The sequence below is a fragment of the Deinococcus depolymerans genome (assembly GCF_039522025.1).
In the GTDB taxonomy this organism is placed as follows: Bacteria; Deinococcota; Deinococci; order Deinococcales; family Deinococcaceae; genus Deinococcus; species Deinococcus depolymerans.
The window spans coordinates 255,283-279,340 of sequence record NZ_BAAADB010000004.1; the positions used below are offsets into that span (position 1 = coordinate 255,283).

The window sequence follows — 24,058 nt, forward strand, 5'->3', positions numbered from 1 at the left end:
GGGGGTAACAATGCGCTATGAGTCTGCATGCAGCCCCTCTGGCCGAGATCCCGACGCGGACAGCCGAGCTCGTCCGCATCATCCTCCCCAAAGGCAACACCATTACACAACTGCGAGACTGCTTTGGCGCCGTTTACTCCGACGATCAGTTTCGGTCCCTCTACCCGACTCGGGGTCAACCAGCCTACGCGCCCTGGCGGTTAGCCCTGGTCACGATTTTCCAGTTTCTCGAACACCTCAGTGATCGGCAGGCCGCGGAGCACGTCCGTACCCGACTGGATTGGAAGTACGCCCTGGCCCTCGAGCTCGAAGATCTCGGGTTTCACTACAGCGTCCTGAGTGAGTTTCGCGCTCGTCTGGTCGCAGCTGACCAGGGCGAGATGCTCTTCAACACGTTCCTGCAGGCATGTCGGGATCACCACCTCCTCAAACCCGGTCGGCAGCGCACAGACAGTACCCACGTTCTGGCCCGGATGCGGGTGCTGAACCGTCTGGAACTGATCGGCGAGACGCTGCGCGTCGCGCTGGATGACCTTGCGACCGTCATTCCCGAGACGCTGTGTCAAGTCATTCCTGCCGCATGGTGGGCACGGTACAGCAGAAGAGTTGAGGAAGGGAACCTTCCTCACTCTGAACCCAGCCGTTCTGAACTCGCGCAAACGATCGGCGAGGACGGCTTTTTTCTCATGACCTCGCTGCTGAATGACACTGCGCTCAACCCCTTGCTGGATCGTCCAGCGTTGGCCATGTTGCGACAGGTCTGGTTGCAGCAATTTCAACGAGAACTTTCAGGCCTGGGTGTTACGCAGATCAAACTGCGTGCCCAGGAAGACACACCGCCGGCCGAATCCAGGCGGTGTACACCACATGAAGCCGAAGCGAGGGCCAGCATCAAACGCCACACTCGCTGGCAGGGATACAAAGTCCATTTCACCGAGTGCTGCGACGAAGCCGGACCCCGCTTGATCACCCACGTGAAGACGACACCAGCAACGCAGCCGGACGTGCAGGTCAACGACACCATTCAGACGGAGCTGATCGCAAGGGCCTTGCGGCCAGAAACGCATCTCGTCGATGCTGGATATCTTTCAGGGGATGGACTCGTCGAGAGCCAAGCGCGAGGAATCGATCTGGTCGGACCCCTGCGCGAATCCAGCAGTTGGCAAAGTCGGACAGCAGACGCTTTTGACCTCTCCGCCTTCGTGATTTAGTGGGAACAGCGTCAGGTGACCTGTCCTTCAGGGGTAATGCTCCAAGGATGACTTCCAGAACCTGACCCTCTTGATGCGAGGGACGAGCAAACTGGAGATCACCATGGGAAAACAGCGAAAAACCTGGAGCACCGACGTCAAAGAAGCCATCGTCCTCAGCGTGCTGCGGGGCGAACTCGGAGTCGCGGAGGCAGCCCGTCAGCACGGGGCCAACGAGAGTCTGATTCACAGCTGGAAAACCCAGTTTCTGGAGGCAGGCCGTGCCCGTCTTTCTGGCGACCGACCAGACCAGGGTATGACCACTCTGGAACGGGAGAATGATCGGCTCAAACGTATCGTGGCCGAAAAGGAACTGGAGCTGGATATCGCGCGAAAAGTGCGACGGCTCTGACGCTGGACGACCTGATCGTCCTCTGGCAGAGCCGGCCACAACTCAGCCTGCGACGTTTTGCCCAGTATGCCAGCGTGCCGTACTGGCGACTGCGGGACCATCAGCATGGCGCGCTAACGCGCCATGCGAAGCGGCAGCACCGTGACGCACTGTACGAAAAGGTGCGCCAGGTGGCCCTGCAGCATCCAACTTCTGGATACCGACTGCTGTATCAGGAACTCAAAGCTCAGGGCGAAGAGATTGGATTGCACAAGATCCGCGTAGCACTCGGTGAATTGCACCTCCACCCACCGCTGCCCCGGAAGACCCGGAAACCTTCACCGAAGGTTTCCGCACCACAGGATTGGCCTGAAGGTCGACGGGTGCAGATTGATGCGACCCGGCTGTCGCTGCCTGACGGGGTCTGTTGGATCTACTTCGTGCTGGACGTCACCTCGCGGGTGGTGCTAGCCAGTCGGGTGGTGCGGAGCCTGTCGATGCACCTCGCCAAATTGACGCTCGACGAGGCGGTCGCCGTGCTGCGCACTCATGGACACCACGAGAGCATCCTGGTTCAGAGCGATGGGGGCAGCGATTTCACCAGCGACCTCTTCCAGCAGGGCTGTTTGAAGTACGGCAGCTGGGTGCGCTGCAAGGTGTCTCAGCCGGGAGGGACTGGGATCCTCGAACGCCTCAACCGGACCTACAAATACCAGTTCGCCTTCCGCCAGGACTGGCAATCCATGGCCGATGTTCGGGCCGCCATGCCGGACTTTCACCGCTGGTACAACCACGAGCGCCGTCATTCGGCGCTCGGCTATGCCACGCCTTGGTCTACACTCACTTCATCGGCGAACGCTCGCAACGCCGCTTGAATTCAAACTTGGAGCATTACCAGGACAGGTCTCTACGATGTGGTCGGAACGATCACTCTCATGGACGAGACGACCAGCGGTACAAGTCAAATTTTCTGCATCAAGCTGTCGAAATTGCTCGATGCAGTCGCGCTGCACACGTGCGAAATCCGGAGTGAGGACTCTTGGCTTTCCTGATCGCGTGACATTCGAAGCGCTGCAGAAAGCCAGGGAACGAGCAGGACAAGCGGAGTTCCACCTAGCCTACAGGGATCGCGCAGGGATTGAGGCGACCGTGTCACAGGGTGTGCGCCGCTTTGGTGTTCGAGTGGCACGATATCGAGGAAAAGCGAAGGTGGCATTCCAGGAACTCTCGGCCGCGACAGCAATGAACATGGTACGTGCAACCCAATGGCTCGCCGGAGAGCGCCCGGAGAGCACGTATCGCACCCAATTTGCTCGACTACAACCAGCACATTGAATTCGCCAACAAAGTCTAGTTCCAGCCAACTACCCGGCGTTCAGGTAGGGCAGAGAAATGAGAATCAGGATGAGCTGCATGAACGGAGTTCTGTAAATTTTTTCAGGTTTGCCAGGGCAGAATGTGACATTTTTTACGCGGTGGGGGTATTCCGCTTCATGTGAGAAGCGTGTAAGAAACCTGTCATTAAGGTAAATTCGTGTAGCCAGGTGCGGCATGGAGCGGGACGAGGTGACCCTCAACGCGACGACCGACCATGCAAGATCCGAACCCACCTCATTTCAAGGAGATCCATGAAACACCGTTCACTGATGCTGGCCGCCTTCCTCGCCCTGGGGGTCGCCTCCGCCGCTGGCACCAAAGCCGGGACGCAGATCACCAACCAGGCGAGCGCCGCCTACCGGGACTCCACCGGCACCAAGCTCGACGCGAACAGCAACCAGGTGAGCACGCTCGTCAAGCAGGTCGGCGGCGTGACCATCTCGCCGGACGGGACGCCCACCACGCCCGGTCAGCAGCAGCAGGCCGTGCCCGGCGCGGAAGTCGTGTTTCCGTACACCCTGACGAACACCGGAAACGGAACGGACTCCTTCCTGGTGGACACCATGGTGGACGCCAGCGTCCCGAACACCGTCGCGCCCGCCACGCGCGTCGTGTACGTGGACGCCAACGGCGACGGCATCCTGCAGCCCGGTGAACGCGTGGCCCTGCCGCAGAGCGGCGGGAAGTCCGTCTTCCAGAACGTCGCCGCCGACGGTCAGGTGAAGTTCTTCGTGGTCCTGCAGGTGCCCGCCAACGCCGCCAGCGCCAACAAGGTCATCACGCAGCCCACCGCCACCAGTTCCTTCGACAGCACCAAGACCGACGGCGTGAGCGGCAGCACCAACTACTCGCAGATCAACGTCGTGCAGGACGCGGTCCTGAGCGTCAGCAAGAGCGTCGTGTCCACCACCACCGAGTCCAGCGGGGACCTGACCGTCGTGTACCGCGTGCAGTCCACCAACACCGGCACGCAGGCCGCCAGCAACGTCATCCTCGCCGACGACATCATCAGCGCCAGAAGCACCCTGCCGGTCGGCTCGACCATCAAGGCCAGCAGCGCCGTGATCTCCCCCACCACCGGCACGGTCACGTACCCCAACACGGACGGCGACAGCAACGACAACGATCAGGTGCAGGCGGTGTTCGGCAGCGTCGCGCCCGGTCAGTCGGTGCAGCTGACCTTCACGGTCACCATCCCGGCCGCCGCCGCGCCCACCAGCAGCCAGAACCCCTACTCGAACGTCGCGACCGTCACGTACACCGGCTCGACCGGCACGACCACCACCACGTCCTCCAACACCGCCGACGTGACCAAGGCCCCCACCGCCGCCGTCGCCATCGGCCCGAACGGTGACCCGCTCGGCGCGGCCGACCCCCTCACGGGCGCCGCGTACACGACCGGCGAGGGCCTGACCGTCACGCCCGACAACGCCGACACGCAGACCGTGGCGTCCCTGGCCGCCGGCAGCAGCGTCACCTTCGCGCAGTCGGTGCGGAACACCGGCAACAGCAGCGACGTCTTCGACTTCACGGCGGCGCTCTCGGACCTGCCGGCCGGCACGACCGTCGACCTGCTGCGTGACGGCGTGCCCCTGCCCGACTCGGACGGAGACGGCACGCCCGACAGCGGCCCCCTGGCCCCCGGCGAGACGGCCGTGATCCAGGTGCGGGTCCGCGTGCCCGCCCAGGCCGGCGCGGACGCCAACGGCGGCACCGTCACCGTGACGGCCACCAGCTCGGTCGACACCAGCAAGAAGGACACCACCACCGACAAGATCGGCACGGTCACCGCGCCCAGCGTCGCCATCGGTGACGCCAGCGGCAACAACGGTGGCACGCCCAGCAACCCCATCGACCGGTCCGTGCTGCCCGGCGCGCAGGCCGTGTTCCCGATGGAAGTCGGCAACAACGGCGCGCAGCCCGACAACTACAACCTCAGCGGCACCGTCACCTTCCCCACCAGCAGCGGCAGCGTGCCGGTCACCGTCGTGTACTACAAGGACCTCAACGGTGACGGCGTGCTCGACGCGAACGAACTCGCCGCCGGGCCGATCACGAACACCGGCACCATCCAGCCCGGTCAGGAGATCAAGCTGCTGGCCGTCGTGAACACGCCCAGCAACGCGCTGCCCGGCACGCTGACCGTCACGCAGACGGCCGAGAGCCCCGTCACGAACACCAGGGGCACCGACAGCAACGACACCGTGACCGTCCTGCAGGAATACAACGTGGCCCTGACCCCGGACCGCAGCGGCACCACCACCAGCCCCGGCACGGCCCTGTACCAGCACCAGCTGCAGAACGACGGGAACACCTCCTTCGGGCCGGCCGACCTGTCCTTCACCAGCACCCCCGCCGGCGCCACCAGCGGCTGGACGTACCTGTACTCCTTCGACAGCACCACCTTCTTCTCCAGCATCGGCGCGGCGTTCAGTGACGCCTCGGCCCGCAACCTGCTGGGCAGCAGCAACCCCACCACCCTGGACCCGGGCGAGCAGGTCACGCTGTCCGTGAAGGTCAACGTGCCGGCCGGCGCCCCCACCGAGAGCGTCAACCAGCTCACGCTGACGGCCGCCACCACCCCCGCCTCGCCCGCCACGGGCGCCGTGCTGCGCGACCCGGGCAGCAGCCCCGCCCGCGTGACCGACACCACCCGCGTGGTCGGCGGGAAGCTCGCCATCGACAAGACCGTCGACAACTGCGGCGTGATTTCCAGCTGCACCACCGTCAAGAGCGGCGCGGACGCCTTCCCCGGCGAGTACCTGCGCTACACCCTGAGCGCCCGCAACCTGTCCACCGAGGCCCTGACCGAAGTGGTGCTGCGCGACACCGTGCCCGCCAACACCGTCCTGTCCGGCGTGTCCGGCCCGGTCGGCGGCTTCTACCGGATTGCCAGTGGTCCCTGGACGGCCGTGACCACCGCGCCGGTCGCGCAGACCGCCGGCACGCTGGTGGAGTTCGCGGTGGACTCGAACGGCAACGGCGTGATCGACGCCACCGAGACCAGCCTGAGCAGCGGCGCGAGCGTCACGTTCACCATGACCGTCCGCGTGAACTGAGTCAGCCGGGCCGCTCCCCCCGGTTTCCGGGAGCGGGCCACCCCCCGGCCACGGGCGGCGCTTGCCGCCCACCCTTCCTTCCCCAACACCAGAACCTTCCCTTTTTCAGGTTTCTTTCAGGCTTCACCCCTTTTGACCGCTTCACCCACGGCCTGCACCGCCCTCACGCAGCCACCTCCCCCTTCAACTCACCACCGGTTGCTGCCGGCGTCCCAGGAGTTCCCTTCGTGTCTCCCGAACCTGTTTTTCCCCCTCTCCGCTTCCCCGCGCTGCTCGTGGCGCTGCTGACCGTGCTGGGCCTGACGCTGCTGGGCCAGCCGGTCCGCGCGGCCGGCGCGCCCGCCGGAACCGTCATCAGCAACCAGGCGAGCGCCACGGTGGCCGGCGAACTGTACCTCAGCGCCCCGGTCGAGACGCGCATCCGGGCGCGCTGCGCGCTGAACGTCACACCGGACGGCAGCGCCGCCAACCCCGCCTACCGGGTCGGCATCGCGCCCGGCGGGGAGAGCGTCCTGCCGTACCGGCTGGTGAACAGCGGCAACGTGAACGCCCGCTTCACGCTGTCCTGGCAGGTGGCCGCGGGCAGCGCCTTCACGCCCAGCGGCGCGCGGGTCGTGCGGGACGTGAACGGCAACGGCCTGCTGGACCTGGGCGAACCGGTCGTGTCGGACCTGAACGTCCCGGTGGACGGCGCCGCCGACCTGCTGCTGGTCGTGCAGGCCCCGGCCGGGGCGTCCGGTTCCGCGTTCATGGGCCTCGCGGGCCGCTGCGCGGACGGCAGTGCCAGCGACACCGACAACGTGGCGGCCGTGCGCGTGAGCGGCGGCGCCGAACTGCAGATCGAGAAGCTGTTCACGCCGGCCGTCCTGAATCCCGGTGAAAGCACGCTGGTGACGCTGCGCGTGCGGAACCTGGGCTCGCAGCCCAGCGGCGAGGCCGAGGTGCGGGACCCGCTGGACATCCCGGAACTCGCCGGTCTGTCGTACGTGCCCGGCAGCGCCCTGAGTCCGCTGGGCACGCTGTCCGTGACGGCAGCGGGGGCGACCGGCACGCCCACCGTGGCGTGGCAGCTGCCGCCGCTGCGTCCGGGGCAGGTGACGGACCTGCGCTTCCGCCTGCAGGCCGACCCGGACGCCCGGTCCGGAGAGCGCGTCAACACCGCCTACCTGAGCCTGCGCGGCGCGGCCGGCGTGCCACCCCTTAAGACCGAGGCGTCCCTGCAGATCCAGCCGCGCCTGGGCGTGCTGCTCGGCCCGGCCGGCAACGCCGCCGCCCAGCCTGGCGGGGAAGGCAGCGCCGACGACCGGCAGACGCGGGGGTTCGGCGTGCAGGGGCAGGCGACCTGCTTCACGCACGCCCTGCGCAACAGCGGCAACGTGACCGACCGCTTCACGCTGGGCAGTCAGTTCACGCTGGGCAGCGGACTGGTCGTGTGGCGGGACCCGCAGGGAGCCGCGTTGGCGCAGCCGGTCGAGCTGACGGCCGGCGAGGAACTGGACGTGCAGGCCTGCCTGACCGTCACGGCGGCCGGGGGCGGGGCGGTCCGGGCGCGGCTGAGTGCCAGCAGCGAGCGGGGCGCCGTCCCGAACCACACCGAGGACCTGGTGACGCTGGTGGACGCCCGCGCGCCGCAGCTGGTCAAGACCGTCTCACCGGCCGGGACCGTGCCGGCCGGCGAGCTGCTCAGGTACACCCTGCAGGCCGCCAACCCCTACGCGCACGCGCTGACGAACGTCGTGCTGCGCGACCCGCTGCCCCCCGGCCTGTCGTTCGTGGCCGCCTCGGACGGCGGCACCTTCGATGCCTTCACGCGGACGGTCGTGTGGCGCTTCCCGATCCTCGCGCCGGGCGACCGGCTGGACGTGAGCGTGCAGGCCCGCGTGAATGCCGACGTGACCGACGACACCCGCCTGGAGAACACCTTCTCGCTCGGCTCGGATGAACTGCCCAGTCCCGTGGTCAGTGCGCCCGCCCCGTCGAACGTGTACTCGAGCGCGCTGCTGCTCAGCAAGGCCGCCGCCCCGGCGACCGTCACGGTCGGCGACCGGGTCACGTTCACGGTCACGCTGCGCAACGCCAGCCGGGCCGCGGCCCTGCAGGGGGGCACGCTGCTGGACACCCCCCCGGTCGGCCTGACGTACCTGACAGGCACCGCCACCGTGGACGGCCAGCCGGGCCCGGACCCGCAGGTGCAGCCGGACGGCACGCTGCGCTGGACCGTGGGCGCCCTCCCGGAGGGCGGCACGCGCACCCTGACCTACGCCATGCGGGTCACGCCGCTGGCCGCGCCGACCCTGGTGAACGTGGCGCTGGCACGGATGCAGGCCCCGAACGGCGCGGTCACGCAGAGCAGCGAGGCGCGCGCGCGCGTGCAGGTGCAGCCCGGCGTGTTCGCCGCGCAGGCCGAACTGAACGGTCAGGTGTTCGTGGACCGGAACCGCGACGGGACCTTCACGCCGGACCTCGACCTGCCGGTCGCGGGCGCCCGGGTGCTGCTCGCCGGGGGGCGCGCCGCGCTGACCGACGCGGCCGGCCGGTACCACTTCGCGGGCGTGCCGCGCGGTCAACACGCCCTGCGACTCGATCCGCAGAGCGTACGGCACGCGCCGCTGAGCGTCCCGCAGGACGGCGGGCTGCCCGGCAGCCGCTCGGTGATGGTCCTGAACCTGACCAGCGTCGACTTCCCGCTCGCGCCGGCCGGCGGGGACGCGTTCTCCGTGCGGGACACGACCGTCACGCGCGGGGACGTGCAGCTGCGCAAGCAGGTCACGTGGCTCGGGGACACCCGTTACGCCGTTCAGGTCACGGTCAGCGCCCCGCGCGCCCTGCCGGGCCTGGAGGTCGCCGATCCGCTCCCGGCCGGCGCGGTCCTGACGTCCGGGCAGGCCGGATTCACCGTAGACTTTGCGGGCGGTTCCATGACGACCTCCTACACCTTCACCTTCAGCGGAACGCCCGAGCAGGCCGGCACGGATCCGTTCCTGCGCTGGAGGCTCCCGTGAGCCGCCGGCCACGCGTGCTGGCCCTGCTGAGCCTGGGCGTGGGCAGCGCCGCGCTCGCGCAGGACGCCGAACTGACCCGCCTGAACGGAACCGGACCGCACCCCGAACGGACCAGCCGCCCGGTCACCAGTGTCGGCCGGGCCCTGCAGTGGGCGGTCGGGGACGACTCCTTCAACCTGCAGGTGCATCAGCGCGGCCCGGTCCGGCTGGACCTGTACTCGGCCGCCTTCGACCCGCACGACTACCGCCAGCCGAACTCGGTGGGCGACGAACAGTACGGCGGCGCGGCGGTCGTCACGACCTTCACGCTGCTCGGCCCGGACGGGCAGCCCCTGCGCACCCTGCGCGCCCCGGACGCCAGCAGCGACTGGGTGACCGCCTTCGACGGCGTGCTGGAACCCGGCACGTACACCCTGCGGGTGAGCAGCGAGGGGCGCGGGAAGAACACCTTCGCCGCGCGCATCGAGGCGCACGCCGCCAGCCTGAGCGCCACGCGCGTGAACGTCACGGTGCGCGGGTCCACCTGGACGCCGGCCCTGACCGTCCACGCCCAGACCGGCGACCGCCTGCGGCTGTACGACGGGGACGGCCCCGGCGAGATGGACGTGCGCGTGGTCGACGCCGACGGCGCGGTCACGCCGCTGACGATCAGCGGGCCGCTGCAGTGGGTGGACCTGCCGCTTCCCGGCGCCGGCACGTACCGCGTCGAGCTGCGGCAACCGGAGGGCGCCCGGCAGTACTCGAACACGGTCGGGCTGGCCTTCAACCGGAGCGGCGAGGACCAGCGGATCACGCTGGCGCAGACCGACCGGGTCGGGCAGGTGCGCCTTCAGGCGCAGCTGGTGCAGCCGGGCGGCGAGATCAGCCCCACCCGCCTGAACGTCACCTTCGGCGGGGAGGTCACCCCGGTGGACGGCGAGTGGACCGCCGAGCGGCCCGCCGGCCAGTACGACCTGCACGTGGACGCCCCGGCCGGGACGGTCGTGGACGCCCCCCGGCAGGTCACGGTGCCCGAGGACGGCCTCGCGGACGTGCGCGTGCAGGTGCGCCCGCAGGTGCAGCTGACGCTGGCGCAGGACCGGCCGGCCGTGTGCGTGGGCGACCTCGTCACGTTCCACGCGGTCGCCAGCACCGGGTATGACGGCGTGGTGGGCGCACCGGTCGAGGTGAACCTCCCGGACGGCCTGCGCGCCCTGACGGCCACCCGGCTGCAGGGGTCCGTGCGGGCCGGGCAGCCCGCCACGCTGGAGGTCGTCGCGCAGGCCGAGCGGCCCGGCGAGGCGCGCGTCACGGCCAGCATGCCCGGCGCGCAGGCCAGCGCGGCCGTGCAGGTCAGCCCGCACCGCGCGGCGCTGCAACTGCGCCGCGCGGCGCTGCCGGCCGCGCGGCCCGGCGACACCGTGAGCGTGTCGCTGCACCTGACGAACACCAGCGAGGAACCCGTCCCGTACCTGCTGAGCGACACCCCCGGCGAGGGCCTGAGCCCCCTGGACAGCCCGGAATTCGAGGGCACGCTGCGGCCCGGCGAGGCGCGCACCCTGACGTACCGCGCGCGGGTCGACGCGGCCGGCGGCGCGGTGTCGCTCGGGGCGGAGCTCGTCACGGACTGCGCGGACACGCAGACGGCCTCCGGCACGCTGGACGTGCGGCCGCTGGTGGTGGCCGCGCCGGACCCCACCCCGGTCCCCGGCTCCACGCCAGCGCCCGGCGCCACCCCGGCCCCCGCCGGGGACGCCGCGCAGGCCGAGCCCGTCCCGGCCACCCTGCCGCCCGTCACGCGGGTCAGTGACATCCACGCGAGCGTCACCAGCACCGGGGCCGCTCAGGGCCTGATCTACGCGCAGCGCCTCCCGGACGGCGCGGAGTACCTGCCGGGCAGCGCCCGCTACGACGCGCGCCCCATCCCGGACCCGCTGCAGGGCCCCGGCGGCACGCTGTACTGGACGCTGCCCGCCCACCCGGGCGAACTGCGGTACTCGGCGCGGCACGAAGCGCCCCTGCCGGAACTGCCGGAACCCACCCTGGTCGCCACCTACGGGCAGGGGGAACGCGAGACGCTGCGCGGCCGCCTGGATCCTGGCGACCTCGCCGCCGCGCGGGCGCTGAACGCCCCCGCCCCCCGCGGTGATCAGGTCATCCAGTCCCCGCCCGACGGGCAGGTGTACCGGGACCGTGATCAGGTGACGGTGGTCGTGCAGGGCCCGGCGGACGTGCCGCTGGACGTCACCCTGAACGGCGCGGACCTGCCCGGCACCCTGATCGGCACGCGGTCCTTCGATCCGGCCACGAACCTCCAGCGCCTGGAGTACGTGGGCGTGCGGCTGACGCCCGGCCGGAACGTGATCGAGGCGCTCGGCGAGCGGACGACCGTCACGCTGGCCGGCCGCACCACCAACCTGCGCGTGCTGGGCGAGCAGGTCATCGCGGACGGCGTGACCCCGGTGGTGCTGCGCGTGCAGGCCGTGGACGACCGCGGCGTCACGACCGCGCTGCCGTTCGTGACGGTCCGCACCTCGCTGGAACCCACCACCCCGGACGCCAACCCGCTCGAGGCCGGTTACCAGGTCCGCCTGAAGGACGGGGAAGGCACCCTGCGTTTCGCGCCGCAGGCCGCGCCGCTGCGGCTGGAACTCGAGGCGGACCTGGGCGACGGCCAGCCCATCCGGGCCGAACAGCGCCTGGCGCCCGGGCGGGGCTCCGTCGCCACCGGCCTGCTGAGCGCCACGCTGAGCGGCGCGGGCCTGCAGGTCACGGCGCGCGGCACCCTGGAAGCCCCGCTGGGCCAGGGGCACCTGATCGCCGCGGCGAACACCGACGGCCTGCGCCCCGAGGAGGCCAGCGTCGGCCGGTACCCGGCGCACGGGGACCGCAGCGCCGCCAGCGTGCCCCTGAGCGGCCTCGACCCGGTCGCGTTCCGGTACGACCATCCGGACTTCACGCTCGCGTACATGCAGGCCCCGGCACCCATCCGCACCCTGAACGTGCCGGGCCTCCCGACCGCGCTGAGCGTCGTCACGCACGGCGCGCCCGGCGCGGCCACCGTCAGCGGGTTCGTGGCCGCCCTGCCGGGCGGGAGCCGCACCGAGACCCTCACGCCGGACGGCACGCGCCTGCTGCGCCTGAACGGCCCCGCCGCGCCCGGCAGTGAGACCGTGGACCTGCTGGTCAGCGGGCCGGACGGCGACAGCGAACGCCGCCTGCGGCGCGGCGAGGACTACACCCTGGACGGCCCGGCCGGCCTGCTGACCCTCGCGCGGCCCCTGAGTGCCGTGACGGTCGAGGGCGGCCTGCTGGTCACGCAGGCCCTGCGCGTCAGCTACCGGCCCGAGGGCAGCGGTGAGCGGCAGCTGGCCTTCGGGGCGGAGGTGCGTCTCGAGCGCGGCCCGCTGAGTGCCAGCGCCGCCACCGTCCACCTGCCCGGCGTTCAGGCCGGCGCGGGCCTGACCACCGCCGTCCGCGCCGCGTACGACACGCCGGACCTGAAGGTCACGACCCTCGCCGCGCTCAGCGGCCAGGACGTGCTGCTCAGCGCGGCCGCGCAGGGACAGCTGCCCGGCGGCGCACGCGCCAGCCTCAGCGTCTCACGCCAGGACGACGGCTACGCCGGCCTGAACGCCGGGCAGGCCGGCACGCACGCCGCCGTGAACGCCAGCGTGCCGCTGGGCCGCTCGCTGGGCGCGGTGCTGGGCGGCGAGTACCACGACGCCCCGGCCGGCCAGGACGGGGAGCACACCACGCAGGGGCAGGTCGGCGCCGCCCTGAACGTGAACCTCCAGCCGGTCACGCTGGGCCTGGGCGTCCGGCAGCAGTTCGGCGCGACCAGCGGCACCAGCCTCACCGCCAGCGCCGGCTATCACGCCGCGCCGCTCGACGCGGACCTCACGCACGCCCAGCCGCTGGGCGGGAACAGCAGCCCGCAGACCACGCTCAGCGCCCGCTACGCCCTGACGCCGCAGGTCGCCGCGACGCTGGGCGGCGTGGTCACCTGGCCCGGCGGGAGCGCCGCGCCGGGCCAGGCGCTGAGCCTGGGCCTCGAGTCCCGCCTGGGCGGCACGAACCTGAAAGTCGCCTACGAACTGCCCACCGCCGGTGGCGGCGGCAACCGCGCCCGCTTCGGCGCGGACACCACCCTGCCGCTCGGCCCGAACCTCAGCGCCTCGCTGGGCGGCGGCGTGCTGCAGGAACTGCCGGGCGCGGGTCGCGCCGCGCCCGGCCGGGAGTTCAACCTGAATGCCGCGCTGCGCTACCAGGACACGCGCCTGAGCGCCTCGGCGGGCAGCGACTTCTCGGTGAAGAGCGGGCAGTGGCGTACCGTCCTGCGCGGCGGGGCCGCCCTGACCCTGAACGATCAGGTGACGCTCAGCGCCGACGCGCTCAGCGAGTTCGGCCCGGCGCGCGGCGACCGCCTCACGCTGGGCGGCGCGCTGCGCAAGAACAACTGGCAGGGACTGATCAGCGCCGCGTACGAGCGCGGCAGCCTCAGCAGCAGCGGCAGCACGTTCAGCGGCAGCGCCGAGCTGGCGTACCACGCCGCCACCTGGGCGCTGCGCGGCGGCCTGGCCGTGCGCGCCGTTCCCGGCGATCCCGGCAGCCTGACCGTGCAGCCCAGCCTCAGCGGCTCGTACCACCTGAGTGACCGGTTCGCGCTCGGCGCGGCCCTGCACACCCAGGTGCAGCCCCTGAACGGCGTGGTCCGCACCGCCACCGGCCTGGAGGCCAGCTACCGCGCCCTGCCCGGCACCTGGCTGACGCTGGGCTACAACCTGACCGGCTTCGACCCGATCAGCACGCAATCCACCCGGCGCGGCGCGTACCTGCGCCTGGACCTCAGCGCCGACGAACACCTCGGCGATCTCATCGCCGGGCTGGGAGGTGCCGGGGACCCGGCGCCCGCCCCGGGTCCCACCGGTGCGCCGGACGCCGCCCCCACCCCCAACGCCGACCCGACCAAGGACACTCCCTGATGCGCGCCTCCCGGCCCCTGCTCCGCTCCCTGCACCTGCTCGTCACCTTCGTCGCGGCCCTCACGGGGCACGCGGCGGCCGGCTCCAGCTACTGCACCGCCATCTACGCGACGGCCGGCCCCACCACCTCCGGCGGCCCGTCACGTCACCTGTTCCTGAACACCATCACGGGCACCACCGCCGACTACGACACCATCGACAACAGCAAGGTCACGAACAGCCCGGGTACGTACTCGTACAACGCCACGGCCCTGAGTCCACTGGACGGGCAGCTGTACTACGTCGAACGTACCGGCGGCACCCTCCTGCGCTACAACCCCGCCACGCGGCAGACCACGCGGGTCGCCCAGAACGACCAGCTGCGCAACAACAACAACACGTACGGGTCCATCATCGGGGCGGCGATCGAGGAAACCGGGAAGATGTACATCTACCACAGCTTCGGGTACGTCTCGATCTTCCAGAGCACCACCGGCACCCGGCTGGCCATCCCGACCAAGATCACCTACCCCACCTCGTTCGTGCCCACGGCCAGCGGCACGAACGGCGACATCGTGCTGGGCGCCGGCAACCAGCTGTACATCATCGTGGAAGGCAGCCTGAACGGCGGCGCGGCCGGCAGTCACCTGATCGCCATCAGTGACAGCCTGGTCGCCGGTACCATCACGCCCATCACCGTCAACGGCGCGCCGCTCACTGCGCTGAACGGCCTGGCCATCGAACCGTTCCGCACGCTGCCGAACGGCACGACCGTCATCGGCGAGACGTACTACCTGTCGAGCAGCTCCAACATGTACACCATGGCCGCCGACGGCAAGGCCACCAACATCGAAACCGCCAGCCAGGGCATCACCGACCTGGCGTCGTGCAACGTCGTCCCGGACCGGCCCAGTCTCAGCAAGGTGTTCGAACCGCCGTTCGTCAGTGCTCCCGGCGGGACCAGCCGCCTGACCATCACGGTCGGCAACAACAACAAGGGGCCGGTCACGCTGTACACGGACCTGGTGGACCCGCTGCCCAGCTCGCCCGCGCAGATGACCTTCGCGCCCACGCCGAACATCAGCGGCACCTGCGACAACAGCCGCATCACCCTCAACAGCAGCTCCACCCCGCCCGAACTGCGCTTCAAGGCCGGGGCGTACATCCCGGTGGGCGGCTGCACCCTGCAGGTGAACGTGACGGTCCCGCAGTCCGGCACGTACCGCAACACCATCGTGGGCAGCACCATCATCACCAGCGCGGACGTCGTGCAGGAATCCGCGACCGCCACGCTGTACACCGCGCTGGGCGTCAGCAAGACCTTCAGTCCGGCGCTGCGCCAGCCGGGGCAGACGACCACCCTGACCGTCACCCTGAGCAACCCGAACAGCGCCGACACGACCAGCCTCAACGTCGAGGACCGCGTCGCCGAGACGACCGGCGTGAGCGGCCTGACGCTGGGGGCCGTGCAGGGCAACACCTGCGGCGGCACGGTCAGCACGGCCGGCGGGGTCCTGACCATCGGCGGCACCACCCTGCGGGCCGGCGCGAGCTGCAGCGTGAGCCTGCCCGTGACGCTGCCGGCCGGCACGCCCAGCGGTCAGTACACCAACACCATCCTGCCCACGCAGGTGAGCGCCACCTTCAACGACGGCGTGCGGACCTCCAGCGTGTTCGGGGCGCAGCGCGCGACAGCCAGCGTGACCGTGACGCCCTTCGCGCTGGTCAGCAGCGCCGTCCGGACCACGCAGAGCCCGTCCACCGTCACGAACCCCCACCGCCTGACGCCCGGCGTGACCGGCCCCGTGACCTTCACCCTGAGCCGCCCGGGCGGCGCCCGCTTCCAGTACCTGCTGTGGTACGACGCGGACGGCAACGGCGAGGTGAGCAGCGGCGACGCGGCCATCATCCCGGCCGGTCAGACCAGCGGCACGCTGGACGTCACGGACAGCTTCCCGAAACGCCCGGACGGCACGCCCGCCGACGTGAACCTGCTCGTGCAGGTGCTCGTCCCACCCGGGCTGGCCGCGGGCCTGAGCGAGACCGTGACGCTGGGCGCGGCGCAGACGACCGGCGGCGCCACCCGCACGGCCTCGCTGACCGACACGACCGTCATCGGGCAGAGTGGCGGCGCGGGCGGCAGCCTGACCCTCGGCAAGTTCGTCCGGAACGTCACGGCCGGCGGGCCGTTCAGTCTGAACGCCAGCACGGGCGGCGTGGGCGAGCAGCTGGAGTACTGCATCAATTACCTGAACCAGGGAGTCGGACCGCTCAGCGAGGTCGTCATCACCGACCCCATCCCGTTCTTCACGCAGCCGCTCGGCGACGGGTACGCGCCCGGACAGGGCGTGCGGCTGGTACGCGGCGCGGCCGTGCAGGCCGGGCAGACCGTCACGCCCGGCAGCGCCGCCAGCAACCTGAGCAGCGCCGCCGACGCGGACGCCGGCACGCTCGGCAGCAACCGCCTGACCGTGACGGTCGGCGCGCTCGGCGGGGGCGAGCAGGGCACCGCCTGTTACCGCGTGCAGATCCGCTGACGCGCAGGGTCCGTCCCACCCGGCGACACTGCCCCCGCCGGGTGGGACGGACTGCCGATTTTTTCGCAGTGGGCGCGCGGCGGCGGGTGCTACCTTCGCGCACCGATGGCACGGAAGAGAGGCAGGGGACGCCGGAAGGCACGGGGCGCACGCGATGACCGGTGGGTGACGCACCTCTCGAACGTCCTGCTGTGCGTCAACGTCCTGCTGCTGTACGCCCTGATCCGCCCCGCCGGCTGACCCTCGGCCCGGCTGGGATCGCCTCATACGGACTCCGATTGAATGGTCTTTGCAGCCCATTCAATCCGAGCGAAGCGAGTGGGAGCTGGGCGGATTCCGGACGTGGAGCCGGCAATCCGGTGAAGTTCCGGACTGTTGGCGAAACAAACGGAATCCGTATCACACGGGCAGGCTGCGCGGGCGCCGCTGTCAGGGCGACCGGCGTGAGGCTTTCATGGCGTACATGCGGGTGTCGCTCAGGCGGATCAGGTCCTCGGCGGTCCTCGCCTCGTCGGGGGCGCTCGCCGCGCCGGCACTGGCGGACGCCCCCCGGAACCCGGCGTCACGCAGCTGCTGGGCCGCGTCCACCACCCGGGCCAGCGCGTCGTGGGCGCGGACTGTTCCGGGCAGGATCACCATGAACTCGTCGCCGCCCAGCCGGAACACCGACGCCTGGGGCGGGAAGGCCGCGCGCAGCGCCTGGGCGAACCTGCGCAGCAGCGCGTCCCCGCGCGGGTGGCCCTCGCTGTCGTTCAGCCGTTTCAGGCCGTCGAGGTCGGTGGAGACCAGCAGGCACGGGCCGGCATGCAGCGCGGTGTTCAGCGCCCGCTCGAAAGAACGCCGGTTGCCCAGTCCGGTCAGGGAGTCGGTGGCCGCCTCGGCCTGCAGGCGGTGCAGGGATTCCAGGCGGCGGTGCGCGACCTGCACGGTCCGCGCCGCGGCGAACAGCAGGTCGCGTTCGGGCTCGGTCCAGACCGGCGGGTCCGAGCGGTACACTGTCAGGATGCGCGGACCGGTCACGGCGTCCAGCGTGACCGGCATCATGGCGGCCGCGTTCAGGCCCAGCGTCCGCACGGCGCCGGGCAGCTGGTCGCCGCCCAGGAACACCGCCTGACCGGACAGCAGCGCCTGACCGTAACGGTCGGAGTCCGGAATGCCGCGCTCCTGGAAGTTACGCAGGGGCAGCGGCACCTCCCCCTGACTGACGATCAGGCGGAACCAGCCGGTCTGATGCCCCCACAGCGCCGCCCAGCCGGACCCGAAGTGATCCACCAGCAGGGCCAGGACGTCCTGGGCGGCGCGGCTGAGGGTCTGGTGGTCGTCGAGAACCCGCGAGAGCCGCAGCAGGGTCTCGGCCTGCCGCCGCGCGGTCTCGGCGGCCTGCCGGGACTCGAGCAGTTCCGTCACGTCGTAGCCGATGCCCAGGACGCTGCCCGGGTGGTCCGGCGGGGGCAGCGGCAGGTACCAGGATTCGAAGGTGCGGGCGCCCAGCTGCACGAGGCCACTGACGGTCTCGCCCTGCTGGGCGCGCCGCACGAGGTCCGGCACCCTCGGGACGCCGCTGAGCAGGTCATGAATGGAGCGGCCCTCCAGCTGCGTGCCGCGCAGGTGCAGCGCGGTCAGGCCGCGGCCGGCGGCCAGCTGCACCGTCCCGGCCGGATCGGCCGCCCACAGCAGCAGCGGCGCGGTGTCCAGGGCGAGCTGCAGCTGCCGTTCGAGGTGCTCGACCGTGTGGCGCTGCTGCCGGCGCGTCTCGAGCTGGCGCAGCAGGACGCCGAGCGTGCCGGCCAGGGCCTGCTCGTCCGCCGTCCAGGGCTGGGCCGGGTCGAGCCGGACGGCCTCCCACTCGGCCCCCCCGCAGCAGGGAACCGCAAACCGCAGGGAACCGGACGGCCCTCCCGGCGGGTCCGGGGCCGCCGGGCCGGGGGGCCCCGCGTCGGTTGCCGCCCACAGCTGCCGGCGTGCCGGTGACGACTGCAGGATCAGGTCGGCGCGCAGCGTCTGTCCGGCCAGGGCGGCAGCGACCGCCTGGATCCGGTCCTGGTCCGCGCCCCGGCCGAGCAGGTCTTCGAGCCGCGTCAGTCCTTCCAGCACGCTGCGAACCGTCCCGGTAGGCCGCGCATGCCTACCGGGTGGCTCGGCGCTGCCGGGACCGTCCATCCTGTCTCGACAGTACGCCATCAAGGAGGGGAAGCGGGTAAACGGTCGCTTCATGCAGGGGAGGGTCCCGGACCGGCCATGTGCGGAAACTCCACACGCCCGGCGGGGGCGGTCCGCTAGACTCGGGGCAGTTCTTCCCTTTTACTCCTGAGTCCGGACAGGGAGCGTTTCCCTGAGTGCCGTTTCCTTTCCATGTGGGTGTCTGATGAGTGACGAATCTTCACCGAGCTGGGACGCCGGCGTGACCGCCCTGGGCGCCCTGCATGATCCCGGTCAGATTCATCAGCAGGTCCTGCGTGACCTGATGCGCTACGCGGGCGCCCGCGGCGGCCTGATCGCCGTGGCCGGCACCGCCGACGGAACGTTCCGGGTGTTGTGCACCGAACAGCTGCCTCCCACCCCCCTGGCCTCCTGGCCGGTCTTCACGCTCGACGCCGGCAGCGCCTTCACGGCGGCCCTGCACGGCGAGCGGCCCTTCCACCTCCCCGATCCCCTGCCGGCCACGTGGCCCGCGGGCACCCTGTCCCTGCGGGCGCAGCTGGAAGAACTCGGAACCACGCTGATCGTCCCGGTCCACGACGGGGGCCACCTGGCGGCGCTGGTGGCGCTGGATGTCCGTCACCGGCTGGGAACGGCGCAACTGGACGGCCTGCAGCGGCTGGCGCGGCAGATCCTGCCCGCCCTGCAACGCGCGCAGCTGCTGCAGGCGCTGCGCAGCAGCGAGGCGCAGGCATCGGCCATGCTGGAGGTGCTGGAAGAAGGCGTCATGCTGATCGACCCGGACGGGCGCGCCATGCAGGCGAACGCCGCCGCGCACCGGATCACGGGCGTCACGGACCTGCGTGACTTCCCGGACGTGTTCGACCCCCGCTGGCGGCTGATGGATCCCGCCGGCGTCCCGCTGCCCGTCGAGGCGTACCCCGCGGTACGCGCCCTGCGGACAGGCGTGACGGTCCGCGACACCCAGGTGCTGTTCACCCGCCCGGACGGCGGCTGGATCATCGCGTCCCTGAACGCCATTCCCCTGATCGAAGGCGGGCAGCAGGTGGGCGCGGTCGTGTCGTTCACGGACGTGACCGCCAGTTACCTGCTGCAGCGGCAGCTGGAAGCGCAGGCGCTGCACGACCCGCTGACCGGACTCCCCAACCGGCGGCAGGTGACGGGCCTGCTGGAGCAGCTGTGCGCGCCGCACCCGGCCCAGCGGGCCGCCGTGATGATCCTCACCCTGCATCACTTCCCGAACCTGCTCGACCGGCTGGGGCGGCAGGGCACCGACCGCCTGCTGCAGCGGGTCGCGCAGGAACTCCGGGACGCCATGAACGACCGCGGGGTCGCCGCTCACCTCACGGAGCACGAATTCCTGCTGCTGTTCCGCTCAGGCGGCCAGGACGACCCGGCTGGCACCTGGGCCGCGCAGCTCCTGGACCGCCTGAACGGCACCTTCGGCCTGGAGGGGCAGGCCGTGCAGGTGTCGTTCCGGCTGGGGTACGCGCTGCACCCCGAGGACGGCCACACCCCGGCCGAACTGCTGCGGCACGCCGACCTGGCCCTCAAGCACACCTGGACCGGGCACAGCCCCGCCGTGCGCCGCTTCGAACCGGCCATGGCCGCCGACGTCGAGCGGCGACTGCGCCTGGAGGAATGCCTGCAGCGCGCCGTGACGAACGGCACGCTCAGCGTGCACTACCAGCCGGTCGTGGCAGTCCCGCAACGCGAGACCCGCTCCCTCGAAGCCCTGCTGCGCTGGCAGGATCCCCTGCTGGGCACCGTCAGTCCCGCCGAGTTCATCCCGGTCGCCGAGACCAGCGGCCTGATCAACGAGCTGGGCACCTTCGTGCTGCGCGAGGCGCTGGCTCAGGCGGTCCGCTGGAACGCCCACCGCCGCGCTCCGCTGAGCGTGAACGTGAACGTCAGCGTCACGCAGTTCACCAGCGGCACCTTCCCGGACGTGGTCCGCGACGCCCTGAACCGGACGGGCGCGGATCCCCGCTGGCTGACGCTGGAGGTCACGGAAGCCGTCGCCGCGCAGGACCTTCCCAGCGTGACGCGGCAACTGCACGCCCTGAAAGCCCTGGGCATCCGCATCGCCCTGGACGATTTCGGCACCGGGTACTCCAGCCTCGCGCTGCTGAGTCAGCTGCCGATCGACTTCCTGAAACTCGACCGGCTGCTCGTTCAGGGCGTGCACCTCGACGCGCGCCGGCAGGTGCTGCTGCGCAGCGTCGTCCGGCTGGGCCTGGAACTGGGGTTCGTGGTCGTCGCCGAGGGTGTCGAACAGCCCGAGGAACTCGGGTTCGTGCAGGCCTGCGGCTGCGCTCACGTGCAGGGCTTCCTGCTGGCCCGCCCCCAGGCCCCGCAGCAGCTGAACCTGAACGCGCCCCACCCCTGACCGGCGGCCCGACCGCCCGGCACGCCACTGGTACGGACCCGGATTGAACGGGTGACCAGCACCCTGCAATCCGGGCGCAGGCGACTCGGAGCGCTGCTGCGCAGCGTGGGAGCGCGACGGGCTGCCGGGCGTGGCGTTGGCCCCCCGGTGGGCTGGCGGGATGTGAACGAAACAGACGGCAGCCCGCATCCGGTGGAGGTCATACGGATTCCGTTTGTTTCGTTAACACCACCGATCTGTTAACTCCACGTCCGGAACCCGGTTTTCTCCCACTCGCTTCGCTCGGATTGAACGGCGTTGTAAGCCATTCAATCGGAGTCCGTATCAGCGGGCGTAGAGGTGGTGGGGCCGCAGGGTGCGGGCGTGTGCGCGGGCGGCGTCCTGCCACGCGGCGGCGGCGTGCAGGGCCGCTCCGGGCGTGGCAGGCAGGTCGCCGGACGGCACGCCCAGGAGTTTCTGCAGCCAGTCGGCGTTGCGGGCGGCGCCCTGTTCCTCCAGGGCGGTCAGCAGCGCCAGACCCAGCGGCAGCAGGTCGCCGGCGGGGCCGGTGCGGTGCAGGTGGACGCCGGCGCAGCGTTGCCCGGCGTGTTTGCTGGTGGTGGGTGTGAAGTGGGCGGGGCGGGCGGTGACGCCCAGGTTCAGGGCGTTCAGGCGCGCGGCGAGTGCCTGGGCGTCCAGGCCGGGCGCGCCGAACAGCCGGAACGGGAGGGCGGTGCCGCGTCCCTCGCTGGCGTCGAGCGCTTCCACGAGCGCCCCGGCGGGGTACAGGGCGGTCGCGTCGAGGTCCGGCAGGTTCGGGCTGGGCGGCACCCAGGGCCGCTGCGGGTGCCATCCGTCCGGGGCGTCGGTGGGGATGACCTGCACGGGGACGTCCTCGGCGGCGGCGAGGACGCGGGTGACCTCGCCGATGGTCAGGCCGTGGCGCAGCGGCAGCTGGGCGCTGATGCCCACGTACGATTCGAAGGCCGGGTCGAGCAGCGGCCCCTCGACCGTGAAGCCCAGCGGGTTGGGCCGGTCGAGGATCACGATCCGCAGCGGGCGGAGGCGCGCGGCGCGCAGGACGTCGCGGACGGTGCTGACGTAGGTGTAGAAGCGCACGCCGACGTCCTGCAGGTCCACGATCAGGGTGTCGAGGCCCGCGAGGCGGCGGGCGGTCTCCCCGGCGCTCAGGTGGTACAGGACGGTGGTGGGCAGGCCGCTCGCGGCGTCCCGTTCGAGTTCCGGGGCCTCGCCGGGAGCGCCGCTGCCGTCCACGCCGTGTTCGGGTCCGAACAGGCGTTCGGGGATCAGTCCGGCGCGGGCGAGGGCCACGGCGGCCGGCGTGAGGTCACCGGTGACGCCGCTGGGGTTGGTGAGCAGCCCGGTGCGGCCCCACCCGGCGGCCTGCCCGGGCCGGGCGAGCAGGTGCTCCAGCCCGACGCGCGGGCCGTCCGCAGGGGGGGTCGTGTGTGCGGCGCTCACCGTTCGAAGACGGAGTAGTTGCTGCTGATGACCGCGCCGCCCCTGACGTAGTAGTTCCCGATGCGGGCGTGGAACGCCGCGACCGAGTCGGGCTTGGCGATCAGGATGACCGGCAGGTTCTTCGCGAACAGAAGTTGCCACTCGTTGTAGAGCTTGCGGCGCTGCGCCTGGTTCCCGAGCGCCTCGGCCTGCGCGAAGAGGTCGTAGGTGCGCCGCTCGCTGGGGGTCATGGCGGCGAGGTCGGGCACGCCGCCCTCCTGGGCGGGTTGCAGGCTGCGGCGCCAGTAGTGCAGCGCCCCGCCGGGCTGCCAGATGTCCTTGCGCAGCTGCGGGTCCGGCTGGTCCCCGAAGGTGGACAGCACCGATTCGAAGTTGCCGCTCAGGGCGGTGGACAGGACGGTGCTGCCCGTGACGCCCTGCAGGTTGACCTTCACGCCGATCCGCGCGAGGTCGCTCTGGAGGATCGTGCCGATGCCGGGCATGGTGGCGCTGTCGGCGGCGTGCAGAATGTTGAATTCGACGTTCGGGCCGCCGCCGGGGAAGTTGCGGATGCCGTCGCGGTTGGTGTCGCGGTACCCGAGGCTGTCGAGGCGCACGGCGGCCTTCTGGAGGTTGTAGCCGCCCAGGTACCCGCGGGTGTTCGTGTACCACTCGCTGATGGGGGCGACGCCGTGACCGGGCAGGCTGGCCAGCCCGTTGAAGACCGTGTCGATGATCCGTTCGCGGTTCACGGCGAACTGCATGGCCTCGCGGAAGCGCAGGTCTCTGAAGGCCTTCTTCAGCCAGGGGTCGCGGCTGTCCTGGTTCAGCGCCCAGTGGACCGGGGGGTTGTTCAGGCCGACGCCGCGCACCACGCGGAAGTTCGCGCCGGCCACCTCCTGGCGTTTCAGATCCGGGAACTGCGCGCCGGTGATGGGCGCCGAGTCCAGCTGCCCGGCCCGGAACGATGCGATCTGCGCGTCCGGGCTCTTGATGATCAGGTACTCCAGGCGGTCCATGTACGGCAGTTGCGTGCCGGCCGGGTCGCGCCGCCACGAGTGCGGGTTGCGGGTCAGGGTGACCTTCTGGTCGACGGTGTAGCTGCTGAGCATGAACGGCCCGGTGCCCACGATGTCCTTCAGGGGCGTGTTCGTCGCCCAGGCTTTCATGAAGCCGTCCGGGTCGCGCTGCGGGTTGAAGCGCGCGAGTTTGTGCTGCGGGAGGATCGGCACGAAGGTCAGGGCCTGCAGCATCGCGCCGTACGGGCGGGGCGCGCTGACCTTCACGGTGTGGGCGTCCACCTTCGCGAAGGTCAGGGGGTCCCTGCCGACGCGGAACACGGCGGACTGGTTGGCTTTCAGGCCGGTGTTCGCGGCGACGTCGTTCAGGGTGAACAGCACGTCGTCGGCGTTGAAGTCCTGGCCGTCGCTCCATTTCACGCCGCGCCGGAGGTTCGGTAGTTGGCTGGAACTATGCCCGACACCACTGAAATGGGAGCGTCCGGGGCCTATCCCCGGACGTGTCAAAAGAGCTCCCACTCGAGAGTTTCGTCTGTCAGAACCCCGCCTGT

Annotated in this window: 13 protein-coding genes; 10 read left to right on the forward strand and 3 right to left on the reverse strand. The window is 70.8% G+C overall.

Translation table 11 applies throughout. The features are described 5' to 3' along the window. Positions 1-17: 17 nt before the first annotated feature. The 9 genes from ABDZ66_RS03860 (at position 18) to ABDZ66_RS03895 (ending at position 16,739) form a co-directional block, all read left to right on the forward strand. Positions 18-1,211, forward strand: coding sequence for a transposase (locus tag ABDZ66_RS03860; protein ID WP_343756262.1), 1,194 nt, complete (start codon positions 18-20; stop codon positions 1,209-1,211). 103 nt (positions 1,212-1,314) lie between these two features. Next, positions 1,315-1,602, forward strand: a complete 288-nt coding sequence (locus tag ABDZ66_RS03865) for a transposase (RefSeq protein WP_343756264.1) — start codon at positions 1,315-1,317, stop codon at positions 1,600-1,602. 74 nt (positions 1,603-1,676) lie between these two features. After that, the gene (locus tag ABDZ66_RS03870) at positions 1,677-2,456 is read left to right on the forward strand and encodes an integrase core domain-containing protein (RefSeq protein WP_343756266.1); all 780 of its coding nucleotides are present in this window, start codon (positions 1,677-1,679) and stop codon (positions 2,454-2,456) included. 37 nt (positions 2,457-2,493) lie between these two features. Then, on the forward strand, positions 2,494-2,916 hold the full coding sequence (locus tag ABDZ66_RS17255) for a transposase (protein ID WP_425544396.1): 423 nt from the start codon (positions 2,494-2,496) through the stop codon (positions 2,914-2,916). A 293-nt stretch (positions 2,917-3,209) separates the two neighbouring features. Continuing rightward, positions 3,210-6,017 carry a beta strand repeat-containing protein gene (locus ABDZ66_RS03875; RefSeq protein ID WP_343756268.1) on the forward strand — a complete coding sequence of 936 codons (2,808 nt, stop codon included), beginning with the start codon at positions 3,210-3,212 and terminating at the stop codon, positions 6,015-6,017. A gap of 227 nt (positions 6,018-6,244) precedes the next feature. Further along, positions 6,245-9,019: a DUF7933 domain-containing protein gene (locus tag ABDZ66_RS03880; RefSeq protein ID WP_343756270.1), complete on the forward strand. Its 2,775-nt coding sequence runs from the start codon at positions 6,245-6,247 to the stop codon at positions 9,017-9,019. Further along, complete coding sequence (locus ABDZ66_RS03885) at positions 9,016-13,983, forward strand: DUF11 domain-containing protein (RefSeq protein WP_343756272.1); 4,968 nt, start codon at positions 9,016-9,018, stop codon at positions 13,981-13,983. The genes ABDZ66_RS03880 and ABDZ66_RS03885 overlap by 4 nt, the downstream gene beginning before the upstream one ends. Continuing rightward, complete coding sequence (locus tag ABDZ66_RS03890; RefSeq protein ID WP_343756274.1) at positions 13,983-16,499, forward strand: DUF7933 domain-containing protein; 2,517 nt, start codon at positions 13,983-13,985, stop codon at positions 16,497-16,499. Before ABDZ66_RS03885 ends, ABDZ66_RS03890 begins: the two co-directional genes overlap by 1 nt. A gap of 105 nt (positions 16,500-16,604) precedes the next feature. Beyond that, positions 16,605-16,739: a hypothetical protein gene (locus tag ABDZ66_RS03895; RefSeq protein ID WP_343756276.1), complete on the forward strand. Its 135-nt coding sequence runs from the start codon at positions 16,605-16,607 to the stop codon at positions 16,737-16,739. Between the two features lie 189 nt (positions 16,740-16,928). Here the strand turns inward: ABDZ66_RS03895 and ABDZ66_RS03900 are convergent, their stop codons facing one another. Then, complete coding sequence (locus tag ABDZ66_RS03900; RefSeq protein WP_343756278.1) at positions 16,929-18,593, reverse strand: GGDEF domain-containing protein; 1,665 nt, start codon at positions 18,591-18,593, stop codon at positions 16,929-16,931. A 271-nt stretch (positions 18,594-18,864) separates the two neighbouring features. Here ABDZ66_RS03900 and ABDZ66_RS03905 point away from each other — a divergent pair, with 271 nt between their 5' ends. Continuing rightward, complete coding sequence (locus ABDZ66_RS03905; protein ID WP_343756280.1) at positions 18,865-21,048, forward strand: putative bifunctional diguanylate cyclase/phosphodiesterase; 2,184 nt, start codon at positions 18,865-18,867, stop codon at positions 21,046-21,048. A gap of 324 nt (positions 21,049-21,372) precedes the next feature. Here the strand turns inward: ABDZ66_RS03905 and ABDZ66_RS03910 are convergent, their stop codons facing one another. Continuing rightward, a complete protein-coding gene (locus ABDZ66_RS03910; RefSeq protein ID WP_343756283.1) occupies positions 21,373-22,509 on the reverse strand; it encodes an exo-beta-N-acetylmuramidase NamZ family protein in 1,137 nt (378 codons plus the stop codon). Then, positions 22,506-24,026: an ABC transporter substrate-binding protein gene (locus ABDZ66_RS03915; RefSeq protein WP_343756285.1), complete on the reverse strand. Its 1,521-nt coding sequence runs from the start codon at positions 24,024-24,026 to the stop codon at positions 22,506-22,508. Before ABDZ66_RS03915 ends, ABDZ66_RS03910 begins: the two co-directional genes overlap by 4 nt. Positions 24,027-24,058 lie beyond the last annotated feature (32 nt).